The sequence below is a fragment of the Parasedimentitalea nitratireducens genome (assembly GCF_057444295.1).
On the sequence record NZ_JBYAXC010000002.1, the window covers coordinates 795,739 to 812,099 of the forward strand.

Sequence of the window (16,361 nt, forward strand, 5' to 3'; positions counted from 1 at the left end):
TCCCTCAGGCCATCAGTTCTTGGGCATCCAGGCCCGAAGCCAGATGCATAATGTTTTCTTCGGTAATCATGTCGCCCTCGACCACCCCGCCGATGCGTCCCTCGCGGACCACCAGTACCCGGTCGCTAACCCCGATCAGCTCGGGCAGTTCAGACGAGATCACCACGATGCCCACGCCACTGCGGGCCAGATCGCGCAGGATGCGGTGGATTTCAGCCTTGGCGCCGACGTCAACGCCGCGCGTGGGTTCATCCAAGAAGATGAGTTTGGGGTTCACCGACAGCATCTTGGCAATTGCGACCTTTTGCTGATTGCCACCCGACAGCGACGAAACTGAGTCTGACAGCTGACCGCATTTCAGGTTCAGCTTGTTGCCCAGTCTTTCGGCTTGCCCGTCCTCTAACTCGCGATTGATCAGCCCCAACGGACTGGCCACCTGTTCCAGTTTCAGGGCGGACACATTGTTAGAGATCGGCATATCCAGAAAGATACCATCGCCTTTTCGATCTTCGGACAGATAGACCATCCCAGCGGCAATACTGTCTTGATAATGTTTCAGATCAAGCGGCTCGCCATTCAGGCTAACGTCTCCGGAAACATCCCCGTCCAACCGGCAAATGCCTTTGACGATCTCGCTGCGCCCAGAGCCGATCAACCCGGCAATGCCGAGGATCTCACCCTTTTTCAGCTGGAACGAGACATCGCTGAATCGTTTGTTATCCGTCAGCCCCTGCACATCGAGGATTATGTCTTCTGATTTATCTGCCAGCGCCTGCTTGTCCGGATACAGGTTCTCGATCACCCGGCCAACCATGGCGTTCACCACATCGGCGGGTTCAATTTCATCGACATTGCACGTGGTGATGTACTGACCATCGCGGAACACCGTTACCCGATCACAGTTGTCAAAAATCTCGACCATACGGTGCGAGATGTAGATGATAGCTATGCCACTGTCGGCCAGCCGCCGCATGATACCAAACAGCACCTGCGCCTCTTTCTCGGTCAGCGCCGCAGTGGGCTCATCAAGGATCAAAACCTTACAATCCAGCGTCAGCGCCTTGGCGATCTCAACCAACTGCTGGTTCGAAATCGATAGGTCTCGCACCAGAACAGATGGATCAATGTCGCTCAACTGCCGGAACACATTGCGTGCCTTGGCTTCCAGACCTTTGTAATCCATCAGGAACGACCGACTAATATTGGTGGTCGACATGTATATGTTTTCAGCCACAGACACATCCGGGCATAGCGCAATCTCTTGATGCACAAATCCGATGCCCAGCTTCTGCGCCTTGGTCGGAGAACTGATCCGGACAGGTTTCCCATCCCAGACAATCTCTCCGCTGTCCGGTTTTAGAATGCCGTCGATGACATTCATCAGGGTGGACTTCCCTGCCCCGTTTTCGCCCGCCAATGCATGGATTTCACCGCGACGCAGTTCAAAATCAACACCCCGAAGCGCGCGAATGGCGCCAAAGGATTTGCTGACATTTGAAATTCTGAGGATCACGTCGTCTGGCATGGTCAGGGTTCAGTCTGGTTGGGTTTCAGAAATTGGCAGGCCGCTGCATATTTGGGCAAGCGGCCCGCCAAGAATGGTCAGGTTAGCAATCAGCTAGGATCGCGACCGTCCATGTAAACATTCAGATCAAAGCTATCTGCATTCGCCTTGGTGATGACGGAGAACCCGTTGTCAACAAAGGGGATCTGCATCGGGTTGTAGCCCGAGGTCTTGTAGTCGTTGAACGGATCAAAGACTTCTGAATGCGCTGCCAGGAAGGTGGACATGAAACCCATGAACCCCTGCATAGCCTGGTTCGGGTTCAACGCCATGTGGATGTTGCCCGCTTTGATATGCTCCAGAGTGGTTGGAGTAATATCGGCATGCATCACCAGAACTTCGGCCTTAGCTTCCAGAATGGCTGCGACTGCACCCTCTGCAGAGCCCGCTTCAGGGATCCACAAAGCGCCCAGATTTGGGTTGGCTTGCAAGATAGATGCGGTGGCGCGGTAGGCAGCGGTGCTGTCCTGATTGGTGGCCTGACGACCGACCAGCTTCATGTTTGGATAGTGCTTTTCCATATAGGATAGAAGCGCAGTAACCCGCAGATCGTGGTTTGACTGACCCGGGTTTTCCAACACCGCAAATTCAGCACTGTCGCCAATCTGGCTCACGATCTCTTCTGCGGCGAACTTGGCCTCGGCCAGGTTGTCCGACGTGATATAGGCTGTCCGCTTTGACTTGGGTGAATCCGCGGCAAAGGTTGCAACCTCAGTACCACTGTCGATTGCGCGGTCGATCGGTTCGATGAACGGATCCGACTGCATCGGATGCACCAGAATGCCGGCCGGTTGTTTGACCATATCCTGTTCAAACGACGCGATCTGCTTGGTGATGTCGTAATCCGGAGTGCCCGAGAACACAGTCTCACAGCCAAAGGCCTCGGCGGCCTGCTTGAACCCCTGGTAGACCGGAACCCAATAGGGGTGTCCCGAGACCATGACGTTCATGATATATGTCTCTCCCGGTTCACAGCGCAATCCACCTTCGGCCTGTGCCGAGGTAACGGAAATAACCGAGGCCGTCATGGCGAGAGACGCCAGAATTCCAGTAACTTTATGCTTCATCATCTTACTCCTCCCTAGAGCATCTGAATTGAAGGTTCTTTTCACGATGGCACGGATGCGCCGGACTTCGGTATTTATTTCACATACCGCAAGAAACTTCACCACTGATGGGTAAAAGCCAAGTTGGGACGGGTCAACGGCTCTGTAAAAAAATCGCAATCGATGAAATAAATTTCACACCAAGGAGCAACACAAAACAAAGTCACTATTCATGAAACCACCGAAGCTGACCTTACTCAATGGGGATTGCCTTGGCCCGAATTCAAAATGTTCCATCTCTGATTGGTTCCAACCACTTGCCCGAAGACTTCGTCTAATGTCTTGTCTGAGTTGTTTCGACCGAGATAAGCAGATGCATGTCAGAGTGCCAACCTTCAGTGCTAGCTACACTGCCAGTTTCAAGAACCAACCAAGCTGTACACTACAACTGGCGATTTATTGCGCAGTATTTCATCATATTCCAAGTTGGGAAGACTGCCGCCGGACCGAACACCTCACTTTTCGCCCTAACAGAAGTTCCAAACACTAACGACATAACAGTAAGCCTCGGTGCAGAAATTTACCCAGCAGTCTGTGACGAAGCCATCCTGCAGCTAGTTCCGCACTTTCAGTCCAAGACGAGGGCGGTTGCATATTGACCAAAATATGTAAGCTCAAAAGCCTCATTGAAGACTGGCAGCCTAGCAAAGTCCAGATGGCGGGCTAGGTGGCGGGTAGAATACTTTTTCAAAAAAACCGCTAAAAAACAATTCACTAAAGAGCGGAAGTGGTGCGGGCGGTGGGACTCGAACCCACACGGGCATACGCCCCTCAGATTTTAAGTCTGGTATGTCTACCATTCCATCACGCCCGCGCGCGATCTGCCAAGGCAAATCACCCGTTCAGGTCTAGCCTTGCTCTGCGCTGGGGACAATCGGTTTTATGGCGACTTGTAAATTTTTCTCACAACTCAATCTCTTCGACCGGAACCGGTGCTAGAGGACCGCCCGGAGCCAGCAGGGACCGTTCGGGCAACCAAGGGTTCAGCGCCAAGGCCGCTTTGAGTGCCTCGCGTGCTTCGTCAGTGCGTGACAGGCCGAATAATGCCAACGCACGCCCGCTTAATGCAGCGACGTGTCTGGGTGACAGCTCAAGTGCTCGGTTCAGATCCGTCAGTGCCGATTCGTAGTCTTCTTTTATAAAGTGGACAAAAGCCCGTTGATTGTAGCCTTCGGCATAGGTCGGACAATACGCCGTTAGAGTATCAAAGTCCTCTATTGCGCCAGCAAAGTCATAGGTTGACCGCCTCGACATCCCCCTATCTAGAACTTGCTGCGCTTGCTCATTCGGCGCATCCGCCCAATACTCCCACATCTGATGAAACGAGTTCAGAGCGGAAACTTCATCTGGTGCCTGCTGAACCTGTTCGATCAGTTGTTCCAGCAAGGCAGAGTGATCCGGGGGCTGCGGACAGTCTTGGGCCCACGTGTGCTTCGCAGGCAGCATCAAGACAGAGCACAACAGCGCTAAGCGGGGGGCGGCTGGCCATGACGTCATTGCAAACATAGATAATAATCTGCACCGCGAATTGTCACTATCAAGTCAACTGAGCGTGCGGTGGTGTTGCGCCAATCACAGGGAGGCAATCGCCCCTTCTTCTTTGACGGCCTGCATTGCAACATAGGTTGATGTTGATGACACATGCGGAAGGGTCGAGATTTTTTCAGCCAACACCATACGATAGGCCACCATCGACCGCGTGCGAATTTTCAAGAGATAGTCAAAGTTTGACGCAATCATGTGTGCCTCTTCAATCTCGGGCACCTTGGCAACAGCGGCATTGAAAGCCTTCAACGCAGTTTCTCTGGTATCATTCAATCGCACCTCGACAAATGCAACGTGGTCCAGCCCCAACTGGATCGGGTCTACAAGGGCGCGATATCCGGTAATGATCCCCTCCGCCTCTAACCGTTTCAGGCGCGTTTGTGTGGGCGATTTCGACAGGCCAATCCGGCGCGCCAAATCTGCAATCGATATCCGCCCCTCGCCACCTAAAACGTTCAGAATCGCCTGATCAAACTGATCCAGCTTTGAAGAGTTCATTTGCACTGCCATTCCCTCTATTTTCGACACGATCACCCTATAATTTCAAATATTCAGGCGAATGTCCCGCAGAATTGTCAGTAACCTTACTGAAACACCCGAGTTACTGGAGACCCGCTGATGGCACACACCACTTCCCTTCGCCACACCATCGACGCGATGACCTATACCGATCAGGCCGATGTTCGTGATCAGTTGGTGGTAACGGCCGCCCTGTCCGACGATGACCGCGCTCGCATCTGTTCTAATGCAGCCGCTCTGGTGCGCGACATCCGCGGGCATTCGGCCCCTGGATTGATGGAAGTGTTCCTGGCCGAGTACGGCCTGTCCACCGACGAAGGCGTCGCCTTGATGTGTCTGGCCGAGGCGTTGTTGCGGGTGCCTGATGCCGAGACCATCGACGCGCTGATCGAAGACAAAATCGCGCCATCAAATTGGGGCAAGCACCTGGGTAAGTCATCCTCGTCTCTGGTCAACGCCTCAACCTGGGCACTGATGCTGACCGGTAAGGTGCTGGACGAAGAGCGCAGCCCGGTTGGTGCCTTGCGCGGTGCGATCAAGCGCATGGGTGAGCCTGTTATCCGCACCGCCGTTAGTCGTGCCATGAAGGAAATGGGCCGACAATTTGTGCTGGGGGAAAGCATCGAAGGTGCCATGAAGCGCGCCAGCGGCATGGAAGCCAAAGGTTATACCTATTCTTACGACATGCTGGGCGAAGCTGCTCGCACCGAGGCTGATGCAGCCCGCTATCACCTGAGCTATTCCCGCGCAATATCCGCAATTGCGGATGGCTGCACCAGCGATGACATCCGTGAAAACCCAGGTATTTCGGTCAAGCTGTCAGCGCTGCATCCACGCTATGAGTTGGCGCAAGAGACCAGCGTGATGGAACAGCTGGTGCCACGCTTGCGGGCGCTGGCGCTGCTGGCTAAGGCCGCAGGCATGGGGCTGAACGTGGACGCCGAAGAAGCCGACCGCTTGTCGCTGTCGCTGGAGGTGATCGAGACCGTGTTGGCGTCCCCCGCACTGGCCGGCTGGGATGGTTTTGGCGTTGTGGTTCAGGCCTATGGCCCCCGTGCTGGGCTGGCACTGGATGCGCTGTACGATATTGCCGAACGCCATGACCGCAAGATCATGGTGCGACTGGTCAAGGGCGCCTATTGGGATACCGAGATCAAACGTGCGCAGGAAATGGGCATCGACGGTTTTCCGGTATTTACTTCTAAGCCATTGACCGACGTGTCTTACATCGCAAACGCCCGCAAGCTACTGGGCATGACAGATCGTATCTATCCGCAGTTCGCCACCCACAACGCCCATACCGTCAGCGCCATTCTGCACATGGCGCAAGATGGTCAACCGTATGAGTTCCAGCGCCTGCACGGCATGGGTGAAACCCTGCACCAGATGGTGTTGGAGCAGAACAAAACCAACTGCCGCATCTACGCACCCGTCGGCGCCCACCATGATTTGCTAGCCTATTTGGTACGCCGCCTGCTGGAAAATGGAGCCAACAGCTCATTCGTGAACCAGATCGTCGACGAAGACGTCTCGCCCGATGTTGTTGCCGCTGATCCGTTTGACATGATTGCAGACGTCAGCCGCACTATTGCCACTGGCCCAGAGCTGTTTGCGCCTGAGCGCATCAATTCAAAAGGGTTCGATCTGGCCCATGCGCCATCACTGGAGCACATTGAACAGGCCCGCGCGCCGTGGATCACTCACAGCTGGAACGCTGCCCCGCTGCTCGCTCAGGACGCCGCACCACGAGACCCCGAAGATGTCACCAACCCCAGTGACCTCACATCGGTAGGTCAAGTGACTACCGCTAGCGAGGCAGACACCGCAGCGGCTTTGACAGTTGCCACTTCATGGGACGCGCCTGCCGAGGTTCGCGCTGCGGCATTGAACAAAGCCGCTGATCTATATGAAGAAAACTTTGGGGAGTTGTTTGCGCTACTCGCTCGAGAAGCTGGAAAAACCCTGCCCGACTGTCTTTCCGAACTACGCGAAGCCGTAGACTTTCTGCGCTATTACGCCGCCCGTATTCCGGCCGAAGGTAAACCCGCAGGCGTGTATACATGCATCTCGCCGTGGAACTTTCCGCTGGCCATCTTCTCGGGACAAATTGCTGCTGCGCTGGCAACCGGCAACGCCGTTCTGGCCAAACCAGCAGAACAAACCCCACTTATTGCCTATCGCGCAGTTTCGCTGATGCATGAGGCGGGTGTCCCCCGCTCGGCCCTTCAACTGCTCCCCGGTGGTGGTGCAGTTGGGGCTGCTCTGACCTCGGATGCCCGTGTGAATGGCGTGGCCTTTACCGGTTCCACTGCAACCGCACTGAAAATCCGCGCCTCCATGGCTGATAACCTGCGCCCTGGCACTCCGTTGATTGCAGAAACCGGCGGTCTGAACGCGATGATTGTCGACAGCACTGCCCTGCCCGAACAAGCCGTGCAGTCCATCGTCGAAAGCGCTTTCCAATCCGCAGGTCAGCGTTGCTCGGCCCTGCGTTGTCTGTACGTGCAGGATGATGTTGCCGACAACGTGTTGACCATGTTGACTGGTGCTATGGAAATTCTAAGCCTTGGCAGCCCGTGGCAGCTCAGCACCGACAGTGGCCCCGTCATTGACGAGGCCGCACGCGCAGGTATCTTGGCGCATATTGAAACAGCCCGTTCCGAGGGTCGCCTGCTGAAACAGGTCGCCGCCCCAACCGAAGGCACCTTTGTTCCGCCGACCTTGATCGAAATTTCGGGCATCGCGGCGCTAGAGAAAGAGATCTTTGGCCCAGTTCTGCACGTCGTCCGCTTTAAAGCCAGCCACTTGGATCAGGTGATCGACGATATCAACGCCACTGGCTATGGGCTGACCTTCGGCCTCCACAGCCGAATTGACGACCGGGTTCAACATGTCACCGACCGGATTGAGGCGGGTAACATCTACGTCAACCGCAACCAAATTGGTGCGGTGGTTGGCAGCCAGCCCTTTGGCGGCGAAGGCTTGTCGGGCACCGGTCCTAAAGCAGGTGGCCCCAACTACCTGGCCCGGTTCTGCGACCCTGATCGCCAAGCCAGCGACGTCAACTGGCGGCATAACCAAGACGATATGCCAACCCCAACCGGCTCCCCTGACAGCCCAATCACGCAAAGCCTGCCTGGCCCAACTGGCGAGAGCAACCGGCTTACGCTAGAAGCACGTCCTCCGCTGCTTTGCATGGGTCCTGGCCCAGACACTGTGACGGCTCAAATCAAAGAGGTTGTCCGAAATGGCGGCACAGTGATGCAAGCCACCGGCATGCTGTCCTCTGAGCAGTTGAAACAGATCCAGGGTATCTCGGGTGTTCTGTGGTGGGGTGACGAAGAAACAGGCCGGACGATTGAGCAAGCCCTGGCCAAACGTGACGGACCGATTATCCCTATGATCCCCGGTCACCCAGACCGCGCCCGCGTGGTTGGCGAGCGCCATGTCTGTGTTGATACCACCGCGGCAGGCGGCAACGCCGCTCTTCTTGGTGGTGAAGAGTAAAGCTTAACCTCTTGACGCTGGGTCTTTTTCGGCCCAGCGTCGGCCTATGTTTCCTTTACGCGATCACAATCCGTCCGGCCGCACCCCCTACGTCGTCTACACTTTGATGGCACTGAACATTGTGGCCTTTGGCTATTATTCTGTCACCTTTGACACTCAGGTGGAACTTGCGCGGTTCTATGACGCATATGCGCTCATCCCGACCGAGATTGACGGCTCCAGCCGCCTCTCGCCGCTTATTAGCTCTATGTTTATACACGGCGGCTTTATGCATCTGGTGGGCAATATGCTGTTCCTGTGGATCTTTGGCGACAATATGGAAGACGAAATGGGCCACCTGCCCTTTCTGTTTTTCTACCTCGCCAGCGGTATCGGGGCTGGGTTGATCCACGTCGCTTCAAACCCCTGGTCGCAAATTCCAACCATTGGCGCATCGGGTGCAGTTGCCGGTGTCATGGGGGGCTACCTATTGCTGTTCCCACGTGCGCGTATCGACATCTTGCTGATCCTTATCATCTTCTTCCGCATCTTCACTATCCCTGCCTATCTGATGCTAGGTGTGTGGCTTGGCATGCAATTCCTAGGCTCTCTCAATGCAGACAGTAGTCAGGGCGGTGTCGCCTATTGGGCCCACACCGGTGGTTTCGCTGTTGGCTTTCTGTTGACCATCCCTTTGTGGTTAAAACGCGGAGGACCGGATTTCTGGGGCAAAACACAGGGGCACCCGCCCCACCCCGAAACAACATACAGCGCCAGCCGTATACCCCGTATCCCGCGAAAAGGCACAGCACGGACGCCTTGGGGTAAAAATGGGGAATAGCATCTAAATGCGCAAACAAAAACGCGCGTCAGGAACCCCGGACGCGCGTTCGATACTCAATTGTTAGCGATGTTAGCCGCGGATCACTTTGGCAAAGGTCTCAAAAATCGGCTCGTTGGCGCAGATAATTTCGCCGTCTTCAACGATGTTATCTTCGGGGTCGATGCCCTGCACCAGACCGCCGGCCTCTTGCACCAGAATGATACCAGCAGCCAGATCCCACGGTTTCAAACGGCGTTCCCAGAAACCCTCGTAACGGCCAGCCGCAACGTAAGCCATATCCAGTGACGCAGCCCCCCAACGGCGCACACCTGCAGTCGCAGGCAGCAGTCGAGCCAGATCCTTCAATGTCGCGGGCAGATCAGCGCGACCAGCAAAAGGCAGACCAGTGGCAAAAATGCTCTCGATCATCCGGTGCCGACCGGAGGCGCGGATGCGGCTTTCGTTCATCCAGGCGCCTGTGCCTTTTTCGGCAAAATACATCTCGTCTTTGGCGGCATCAAAAATCACGCCAGCAACGATCTTGCCCTTGTGCTCAAGCGCGATCGAGATTGCCCAGTGTGGCAGGCCGTGCAGGAAGTTTGTGGTGCCATCCAGCGGATCAACAATCCAACGCCGGGTTGGATCCTGTCCTGGAATCTCATCACTCTCTTCAGCCAGCCAGCCATAGGTTGGGCGCGCACCCAGCAGTTCTTCTTTCAGGATTTTCTCAGCCGCGATATCCGCCTTGGACACAAAGTCCCCAGCGCCTTTCACCGACACCTGCAGGTTTTCCACTTCACGGAAATCCTTGACCAAAGACTTGCCAGCCTTGCGGGCGGCCTTGAGCATGATGTTAAGATTCGCGCTGCCGATCATATCGGGCTCCTGTCTGGTCACAGAGATGTTGGTCAAAAGCTGCCTATACGCCGCCTTCCCTCCCTTGCCAAGGGGCAATCCCATTCAGCTTTTCCGCAACGTTAACGATTGCCGCACTTGCCCCTTCGGCAACTAAACTACACAGTTCAGAAAATTACAGGTCAGCCCCGGAGAAACCATGTCAGATAAGATGCAAAGAATTGTATTGGCCAGTCGCCCCACCGGCGCCCCAACACCCGACAATTTCAAACTCGAAACCTGCGATCTACCAGCTCCAGGCCCAGGCGAGGTTTTGGTCAGAACCCACTATATGTCGTTGGATCCTTATATGCGTGGGCGGATGGACGACGCCAAATCCTATGCCGCCCCCGTGCCCCTTGGTGGTACAATGGAGGCCGGCGCCGTTGGCGAGGTGATCGCCTCTAACAGCGCCGCGTTTCAGCCCGGGGACTTTGCCTTTGGGATGTTTGGCTGGGCCAGCCATGGCTGTCTGCCAGCCAATCAATTGCAAAAACTCGACCCAACCCATGGCCCCCTCACTGCCGCGCTAGGCGTCCTGGGCATGCCGGGTTTTACCGGCTGGCATGGCTTGAACGCTTACGGCAAGCCCAAAGCGGGGGAAACTCTGGTTGTCGCGGCGGCCACTGGTCCGGTTGGATCCATGGTTGGACAGCTGGCCAAGCTGGCAGGCCTACGTACAGTTGGAATTGCTGGTGGCGCCGAAAAATGTGCACTGGCAACAGAAACTTTTGGCTTTGACGCCTGCCTGGACCACCGCGCCTATCCGAACGCAGCCTCGCTACGCAAAGATCTGGCGACTGCATGTCCCGATGGCATCGATGTCTACTTCGAAAACGTGGGCGGCAAGGTGCTTGAGGCTGTCATGCCGCTGATGAACAGCAACGGCCGCATTCCCATCTGTGGCATGATCAGCTGGTACAATGCTGGCGGACTGGGTGCTGGCGCATCAGATCTCGGGCTGTCGGCTCCGGGGATCTGGCGCAACATTCTGGTGAAATTTCTGTCGGTGAACGGATTTATCATCTCAAACCATTTCGACCGCTATCCAGAGTTCCTGAAGGAGGTCGCACCAAAGGTCGCCAAAGGTGAGATCCGCTTTATCGAAGACATCGCTGAGGGCCTGGAGAACGCCCCAGAGGCCTTCATGTCGATGCTAAAAGGCGGCAATATGGGTAAGCAAATGGTAAAACTGATCTGAGCCAGAAGGCCAGTGGTGCGTGCAAGCACGCCCCCTACACCTGTCTCAACGCTTTGCGTTTTGTGTAGGGTGTGTGCTAGCACGCACCAATGCTGGTCCCATTCGCAACTATTGCAGCTGCAGTTTCCGCGCCTCGACCTTCGCCAGGCGGATCAGTTCCTGCATATAAGGCTTGTCGCGATCCTCGCTGCGGATCGCTGCATACAAACTGCGGGTTATACCCTTTTCGGTCAGCGGACGGGTGACATAATCAGACGAGTACTTCACCTCGCGCACAACCCAATCCGGCAGTACCGACACGCCGCGATTAGATGCAACGAGCAGCAAAATAACCGCCGTCAGCTCCACCTGACGAATAGCAGTCGGCTCAACCCCGGCTGGAATCAATAGTTGGCTAAAGATATCCAGTTTGGTTTTCTCGACCGGATAGGTGATCAACGTCTGCCCCAAGAAATCCTCGGCCTCGACATAAGGCTTAACCGCCAACGGGTGTTGAGCAGAGGCGACAAATACCGGGGCATAATCAAACAGCTCGATGAAATCGACACCCGCAATATCTTCGGGGTCTGATGACACAACAAGGTCCACCTCCTCCTTTTGCAGCGCTGTCAGCGCGTCAAAAGCCAGACCGGGCTTGATATCCACATCCACATCCGACCAGCTTTTGCGAAAGCCTTCGAGCACGGGAAACAGCCACTCAAAACAGGCATGGCATTCGATGGCGATGTGCATTCGGCCCGTATGGCCATCGCGCAACGCCGTAAACTCGGCCTGCATGGATTCGACCTGCGGCAGCACCTGCTCGGCCAAACGCAACAACCGCAATCCAGCCGCCGACAGTTTCATCGGTTTGGTGCGACGCATGAACAGCTCGACCCCGGCCTGATCCTCTAACCCTTTGATCTGATGGCTTAGTGCGCTTTGGGTGATGTTCAGCTGATCTGCTGCACGCGCCAGCCCCCCGGCCTCATGTATGGCCTTAATTGTTCGCAGATGACGAAATTCGATGTGCATCCTGTCGTTTCACTCATGTTGTTCTTGAGAATTATGAATTTGTTTCACAATACGTGACATGCAACAAGGGGTGAGTTGAATAGGAGATGCCCAAATGACGACGCCCGAGATTTCTTTCGAGTTCTTTCCGCCGCAGAACCTCGAGGCCTCCTTTCGGCTCTGGGATACCGTACAGGTGCTTTCTCCACTGGACCCGCGCTTTGTGTCGGTGACCTATGGTGCCGGTGGAACAACCCGAGACCTAACTCGTGATGCGGTTGCCACATTGCACAAGTCATCTGGCCTAAACGTCGCGGCCCACCTGACCTGCGTCAACGCCAGCAAAGAAGAAACCCTGGCCATTGCTGATCAGTTTGCAATGGCTGGCGTCAAGGACATCGTTGCCCTGCGTGGCGATCCGCCAAAGGGCGCAGGCGGTTTCACACCGCATCCAGAAGGCTTTGCAAACTCAGTTGAACTGATCGAGGCCCTTGCCGAAACCGGCAAGTTCAATATCTGCGTTGGTGCCTATCCCGACCCCCACCCTGAGGCTGCCAATGGCGATGCTGATGTAGAGTGGCTCAAGCGCAAGATGGATGCAGGCGCAACCGAAGCCCTGACCCAGTTTTTCTTTGAGGCCGAAACGTTTTTCCGCTTCCGCGACAAATGTGTGAAGGCCGGTATCGATCACCTGATCACCCCCGGCATCCTGCCTATTGAAAACTGGAAAGGTGCCCGCAACTTTGCGCGCCGTTGCGGCACGCATATTCCGGCCTGGGTCGAAGAGGCGTTTGAAAAGGCCCAGCGCGATGATCGCGAAGATCTGTTGGCCACAGCAATGTGTACCGAACTCTGCTCGGATCTGCTGGATGGCGGTGTAGAGAAACTGCACTTTTACACGCTGAACCGCCCCGAGTTGACCCGTGATGTGTGCCACGCTCTGGGCGTGACACCAAAAGTCTCGCTCGAGAACGTGGCGTAAAACTTGCCCGCGCTCCGGCGCGTTCCTAGGGTCCGCTCAAAAGGAACGCGCCATGTACTATGCCCAGTCTTTTGACGACTTGCTGAAGCCCAGCCAGATTTCTGAAATATCAGGACTGGAGTTTATGACCGGCATGCTTGAAGGGCGGCTACCTGGTCCGCCCATTGCCCAAACCCTTGGTTATCATCTGTTGAGTGTCGAGCCGGGACAGGTAGTGTTTCGCGGCACGCCTGAGTTTGGAGTGACCAACCCAATGGGAACTGTGCACGGTGGCTGGTACGGAACCTTGTTGGATAGCGCGATGGCCTGTGCGGTGATGACACGTGTTCCCAAGGGATCCGTTTATACAACGCTTGAATACAAGATAAACATCCTGCGCCCTATCAAACTGGGTATGATCATAGACTGCATCGGAGTGACCGAACACGTTGGTCGCTCAACCGGGGTTGCGCGGGCTGAAATTCGCGGTGTCGAAGATGGCAAGCTTTACGCCACAGGTTCGACGACGTGCATCGTGATGAATCTGAAAGGCGCCGCAAACTGATCAATTGTGAAAGTTCAGCGCGCCGCTCTTGAACGCAGGGCTTGCATCCCCGTCGCTTTGCTTTCGGAAGCTGCACCAACACTGCTATGCAGTCGTTCGCTACTGTCCAAGCCGACCCGGCGGCGACTGCGCAGCAGGAATATTTTACCCCAGCCGCGCCAGGTGCCAACCGAGGGTGCCTTGGGGTCGACCGGAAACTGCAACCGCCAGTTCTGAGGCAGCGGCAGTCCACAGTTTTCTGCTTTTTCCAGCATCCAAACCAACGGAATATTGGCCAAAGGACGTGTCTCTTCGTGATTGCCCAGTTGTCCGCCGACATCACCATGCGCACCGCGAAACCAAACCTGTTCCACATGTCCTCGCCATCCAGCAGGGCATTCCCATAACACTGGCTCAAACACTTGGCGGGTTTCATCCAGTGCCAACGCATGAAATCCATTTCGAATGCTGTGACCCAGTTGGTGGTCATGGAAGTCATGTTGCATTTCTGCCCAGCGCCACAAAATTGGCAAACGCAACCCTAACGCCTTAACGGTTTCCCACACGCCAATCATTTCTATCTCAGCACCATCATGGCAAAAGGCTCGCTTAAACTGATCCGACGCTTCGCTCCCCTCCCCTTGGTAGTGCCGATAGGCGGTGCGGATATTTCGCACCGTGGCATGTTCAGCCTTTAGTAATCCAACTTGGTCAATCACTCCAGCAAGTGACCTGACAGCAAAAGCGCCACGCGAATAGCCCATCAGATAGATCCGATCACCAGGTCGGTAGCGCGACGCAAGATAGCCATAGGCGCGGCGGATCTGCCTATTGATTCCACGTCCCATCATGACATCAAGTGTCGAGCGCCAGTTTTGCCATTGCACCCCGGCCTCATAGAACACTGACACCTGGCCGCTCATCTGTTGGCACAATTGATAAGTTGTCCCGGCATGAGTTTCGTGACCAGGTTCCAGTGTCGACATAGTCCCGTCCAGAATAATCACATGGGCCATTGGGCCGCGTTGTTTAGTTTCTGCCGAATGTTCTGAGCGAAGGGGGCGACCAAGCCACCCCAAAACCCGTCTACTCAATTTCGTCAGGAACATTCCAACTTCTTTCTTTCACTTGAGCCCTGCTAATCGCGCGTTGTAGCGCAACCAAGGTACGCTTCTGCATCGGTTCGACACTTCGAATGCCAGAAGCAAAAATGTAGGTAGCAAAGCACCCAGCTCTTTATTTCGAGTTTCTTGAGCTACAAGAATATAGGTAGGGCTATTATGGCCCCTTGCCCCTGTTCTGTTTCTCACCGCGGTTTCACAGCCGGGTCGACGCGAGAAACTCTACTGCGCCTTAGCAACAGAATTGCCGAAAATTCTTTCTATATCGTAACGATTGAGAACGCCGTGCCGCTCCACATGGTCGCACCTTGGAACTTTTGGGAGTCATTCTTGCGACCATAGCAATTGCTTGCCCCCTGAAATCAGATGGCAAGCGCGTTTTGTTACACAAGATAGCCATTGCCCGCGCTTTTGCGGACCTCAGTTCGTGTTAAGTCGAAGCTGGTGCTTCCAGTTCAATCACCGTCACCACATCAGACAGGCCATAGCCATTAAACTGGGTGCTCATTGATGAAGAATAAGCACCCAATCCCGGTAGCAGAACATAGTCACCAGCCTCGGCATCGGCCGCCAGTGGCAACCCATCGGGCAGGCGATCAAGGCTGTCACATGTGGGTCCAAACACCACACGCGGCTTCGCAGCAGCGGTACGATGTGAGCCGTCACCAGCCACAACAAAAACACGCCCAGGCAGCCCCATATCACGAATATCAACGAGCCCGCCATAAATGCCGTCATTCAGGAACACCAACTCACCTCCATCGCGGATCCCTTTGATCCGTGCAGCCAGGGTAAAGGCCTCGGACACCATTGCCCGCCCCGGTTCGCAGATCAATGTTGGCAGATCTTTGCCAAACGCAGCCTCGACAGCATCGGCAATTGCATAAAACGTATGCTCCAAGTCGGGGGCAATACCATCGCGATTTGCTGCAAAGCCACCGCCTACATTCAATCGGTCAATCTTGACACCTGCGGCCTGACAAATCCGACCAGCCTCAGCGATGTAAGCAACCCAGGCATTTGCATCTTCGCATTGCGTACCGGGGTGGAAACACAGTGACGGCGTCCAGCCTTCTTCGGCGACACGTTTCAGCAACTCGATTGCTTGCTCCGGCTCGGCACCAAACTTGCTGCCAAAATCATAAGCCGCCCCTTCCACCGGCATGGCAAACCGCACTGCAATTTCGCAGTCACGCGGAACGTCAGCCAGTTTTTCCAGCTCGCTCATTTCGTCGATCGACCAGCTATCAATGCCATGCTCAATACCGGCCTTGATTTCCTCAATCGAGCGAACAGGATTGTTGTAATGCATAGCCGCGGTTTGGCTAGCAGCACGCACCGCTGCCATCTCGGCAGGCGACGCCACATCAAACGCACCAATCCCAGCTGCCACCAGATTAGACAACACGGCAGGATGGGGATTGGCCTTAACCGCATAGGTTACCAAGCCAGGAAACCCGGACTGAAACCGCGCTGCGGTCTGGTGCAGAACCCGAGGCGAGAAATACAGCACAGGATGATCCGGCTGACGGCGCGCCAAATGTGTTTCAGGATCATGCCAAAGCGGAGAAATTTGCTGCATTTCGAATACACCTCGTAGTTTT

Annotated in this window: 13 protein-coding genes and 1 tRNA gene; 5 read left to right on the forward strand and 9 right to left on the reverse strand. The window is 55.4% G+C overall.

The genetic code is table 11. The features are described from left to right. Nucleotides 1-4: 4 nt before the first annotated feature. The 5 genes from AC2T28_RS09565 to AC2T28_RS09585 form a co-directional block, all read right to left on the reverse strand. The gene (locus AC2T28_RS09565) at nucleotides 5-1,525 is read right to left on the reverse strand and encodes a sugar ABC transporter ATP-binding protein (protein ID WP_167681816.1); all 1,521 of its coding nucleotides are present in this window, start codon (nucleotides 1,523-1,525) and stop codon (nucleotides 5-7) included. 89 nt (nucleotides 1,526-1,614) lie between these two features. After that, nucleotides 1,615-2,631: a substrate-binding domain-containing protein gene (locus tag AC2T28_RS09570; protein ID WP_486748745.1), complete on the reverse strand. Its 1,017-nt coding sequence runs from the start codon at nucleotides 2,629-2,631 to the stop codon at nucleotides 1,615-1,617. Between the two features lie 767 nt (nucleotides 2,632-3,398). Further along, nucleotides 3,399-3,484: transfer RNA gene (locus tag AC2T28_RS09575), tRNA-Leu, on the reverse strand. 89 nt (nucleotides 3,485-3,573) lie between these two features. Continuing rightward, nucleotides 3,574-4,116, reverse strand: a complete 543-nt coding sequence (locus AC2T28_RS09580) for a tetratricopeptide repeat protein (RefSeq protein WP_486748746.1) — start codon at nucleotides 4,114-4,116, stop codon at nucleotides 3,574-3,576. A gap of 126 nt (nucleotides 4,117-4,242) precedes the next feature. After that, nucleotides 4,243-4,713, reverse strand: a complete 471-nt coding sequence (locus AC2T28_RS09585) for an Lrp/AsnC family transcriptional regulator (RefSeq protein WP_486748747.1) — start codon at nucleotides 4,711-4,713, stop codon at nucleotides 4,243-4,245. Between the two features lie 120 nt (nucleotides 4,714-4,833). Here AC2T28_RS09585 and putA point away from each other — a divergent pair, with 120 nt between their 5' ends. Together putA and AC2T28_RS09595 are read left to right on the forward strand one after the other, a co-directional pair. Continuing rightward, a complete protein-coding gene (gene putA, locus AC2T28_RS09590; protein ID WP_486748748.1) occupies nucleotides 4,834-8,241 on the forward strand; it encodes a bifunctional proline dehydrogenase/L-glutamate gamma-semialdehyde dehydrogenase PutA in 3,408 nt (1,135 codons plus the stop codon). Between the two features lie 46 nt (nucleotides 8,242-8,287). After that, nucleotides 8,288-9,061 (forward strand): rhomboid family intramembrane serine protease, encoded by a 774-nt coding sequence (locus AC2T28_RS09595; RefSeq protein WP_486748749.1) that lies wholly within the window; start codon nucleotides 8,288-8,290, stop codon nucleotides 9,059-9,061. 72 nt (nucleotides 9,062-9,133) lie between these two features. Here AC2T28_RS09595 and AC2T28_RS09600 read toward each other — a convergent pair whose 3' ends face one another. After that, the gene (locus AC2T28_RS09600) at nucleotides 9,134-9,919 is read right to left on the reverse strand and encodes an inositol monophosphatase family protein (RefSeq protein WP_486748750.1); all 786 of its coding nucleotides are present in this window, start codon (nucleotides 9,917-9,919) and stop codon (nucleotides 9,134-9,136) included. Nucleotides 9,920-10,097: 178 nt separating this feature from the next. Here AC2T28_RS09600 and AC2T28_RS09605 point away from each other — a divergent pair, with 178 nt between their 5' ends. After that, nucleotides 10,098-11,138: an NADP-dependent oxidoreductase gene (locus tag AC2T28_RS09605; RefSeq protein ID WP_486748751.1), complete on the forward strand. Its 1,041-nt coding sequence runs from the start codon at nucleotides 10,098-10,100 to the stop codon at nucleotides 11,136-11,138. Between the two features lie 108 nt (nucleotides 11,139-11,246). Here AC2T28_RS09605 and AC2T28_RS09610 read toward each other — a convergent pair whose 3' ends face one another. Next, a complete protein-coding gene (locus AC2T28_RS09610) occupies nucleotides 11,247-12,152 on the reverse strand; it encodes a LysR family transcriptional regulator (protein WP_486748752.1) in 906 nt (301 codons plus the stop codon). Between the two features lie 94 nt (nucleotides 12,153-12,246). Between AC2T28_RS09610 and metF the strand changes: the two genes are divergently transcribed. Together metF and AC2T28_RS09620 are read left to right on the forward strand one after the other, a co-directional pair. Next, nucleotides 12,247-13,113 carry a methylenetetrahydrofolate reductase [NAD(P)H] gene (gene metF / locus AC2T28_RS09615; protein WP_486748753.1) on the forward strand — a complete coding sequence of 289 codons (867 nt, stop codon included), beginning with the start codon at nucleotides 12,247-12,249 and terminating at the stop codon, nucleotides 13,111-13,113. 52 nt (nucleotides 13,114-13,165) lie between these two features. Next, entirely contained in the window at nucleotides 13,166-13,657 is a 492-nt protein-coding gene (locus AC2T28_RS09620; protein ID WP_486748754.1) for a PaaI family thioesterase, read from the forward strand. 14 nt (nucleotides 13,658-13,671) lie between these two features. On the opposite strand, the gene AC2T28_RS09625 is transcribed toward AC2T28_RS09620, so the two are convergent. Further along, on the reverse strand, nucleotides 13,672-14,745 hold the full coding sequence (locus AC2T28_RS09625) for a DUF2235 domain-containing protein (protein WP_486748755.1): 1,074 nt from the start codon (nucleotides 14,743-14,745) through the stop codon (nucleotides 13,672-13,674). Nucleotides 14,746-15,187: 442 nt separating this feature from the next. After that, nucleotides 15,188-16,339, reverse strand: coding sequence for a type III PLP-dependent enzyme (locus AC2T28_RS09630; RefSeq protein ID WP_486748756.1), 1,152 nt, complete (start codon nucleotides 16,337-16,339; stop codon nucleotides 15,188-15,190). Nucleotides 16,340-16,361 lie beyond the last annotated feature (22 nt).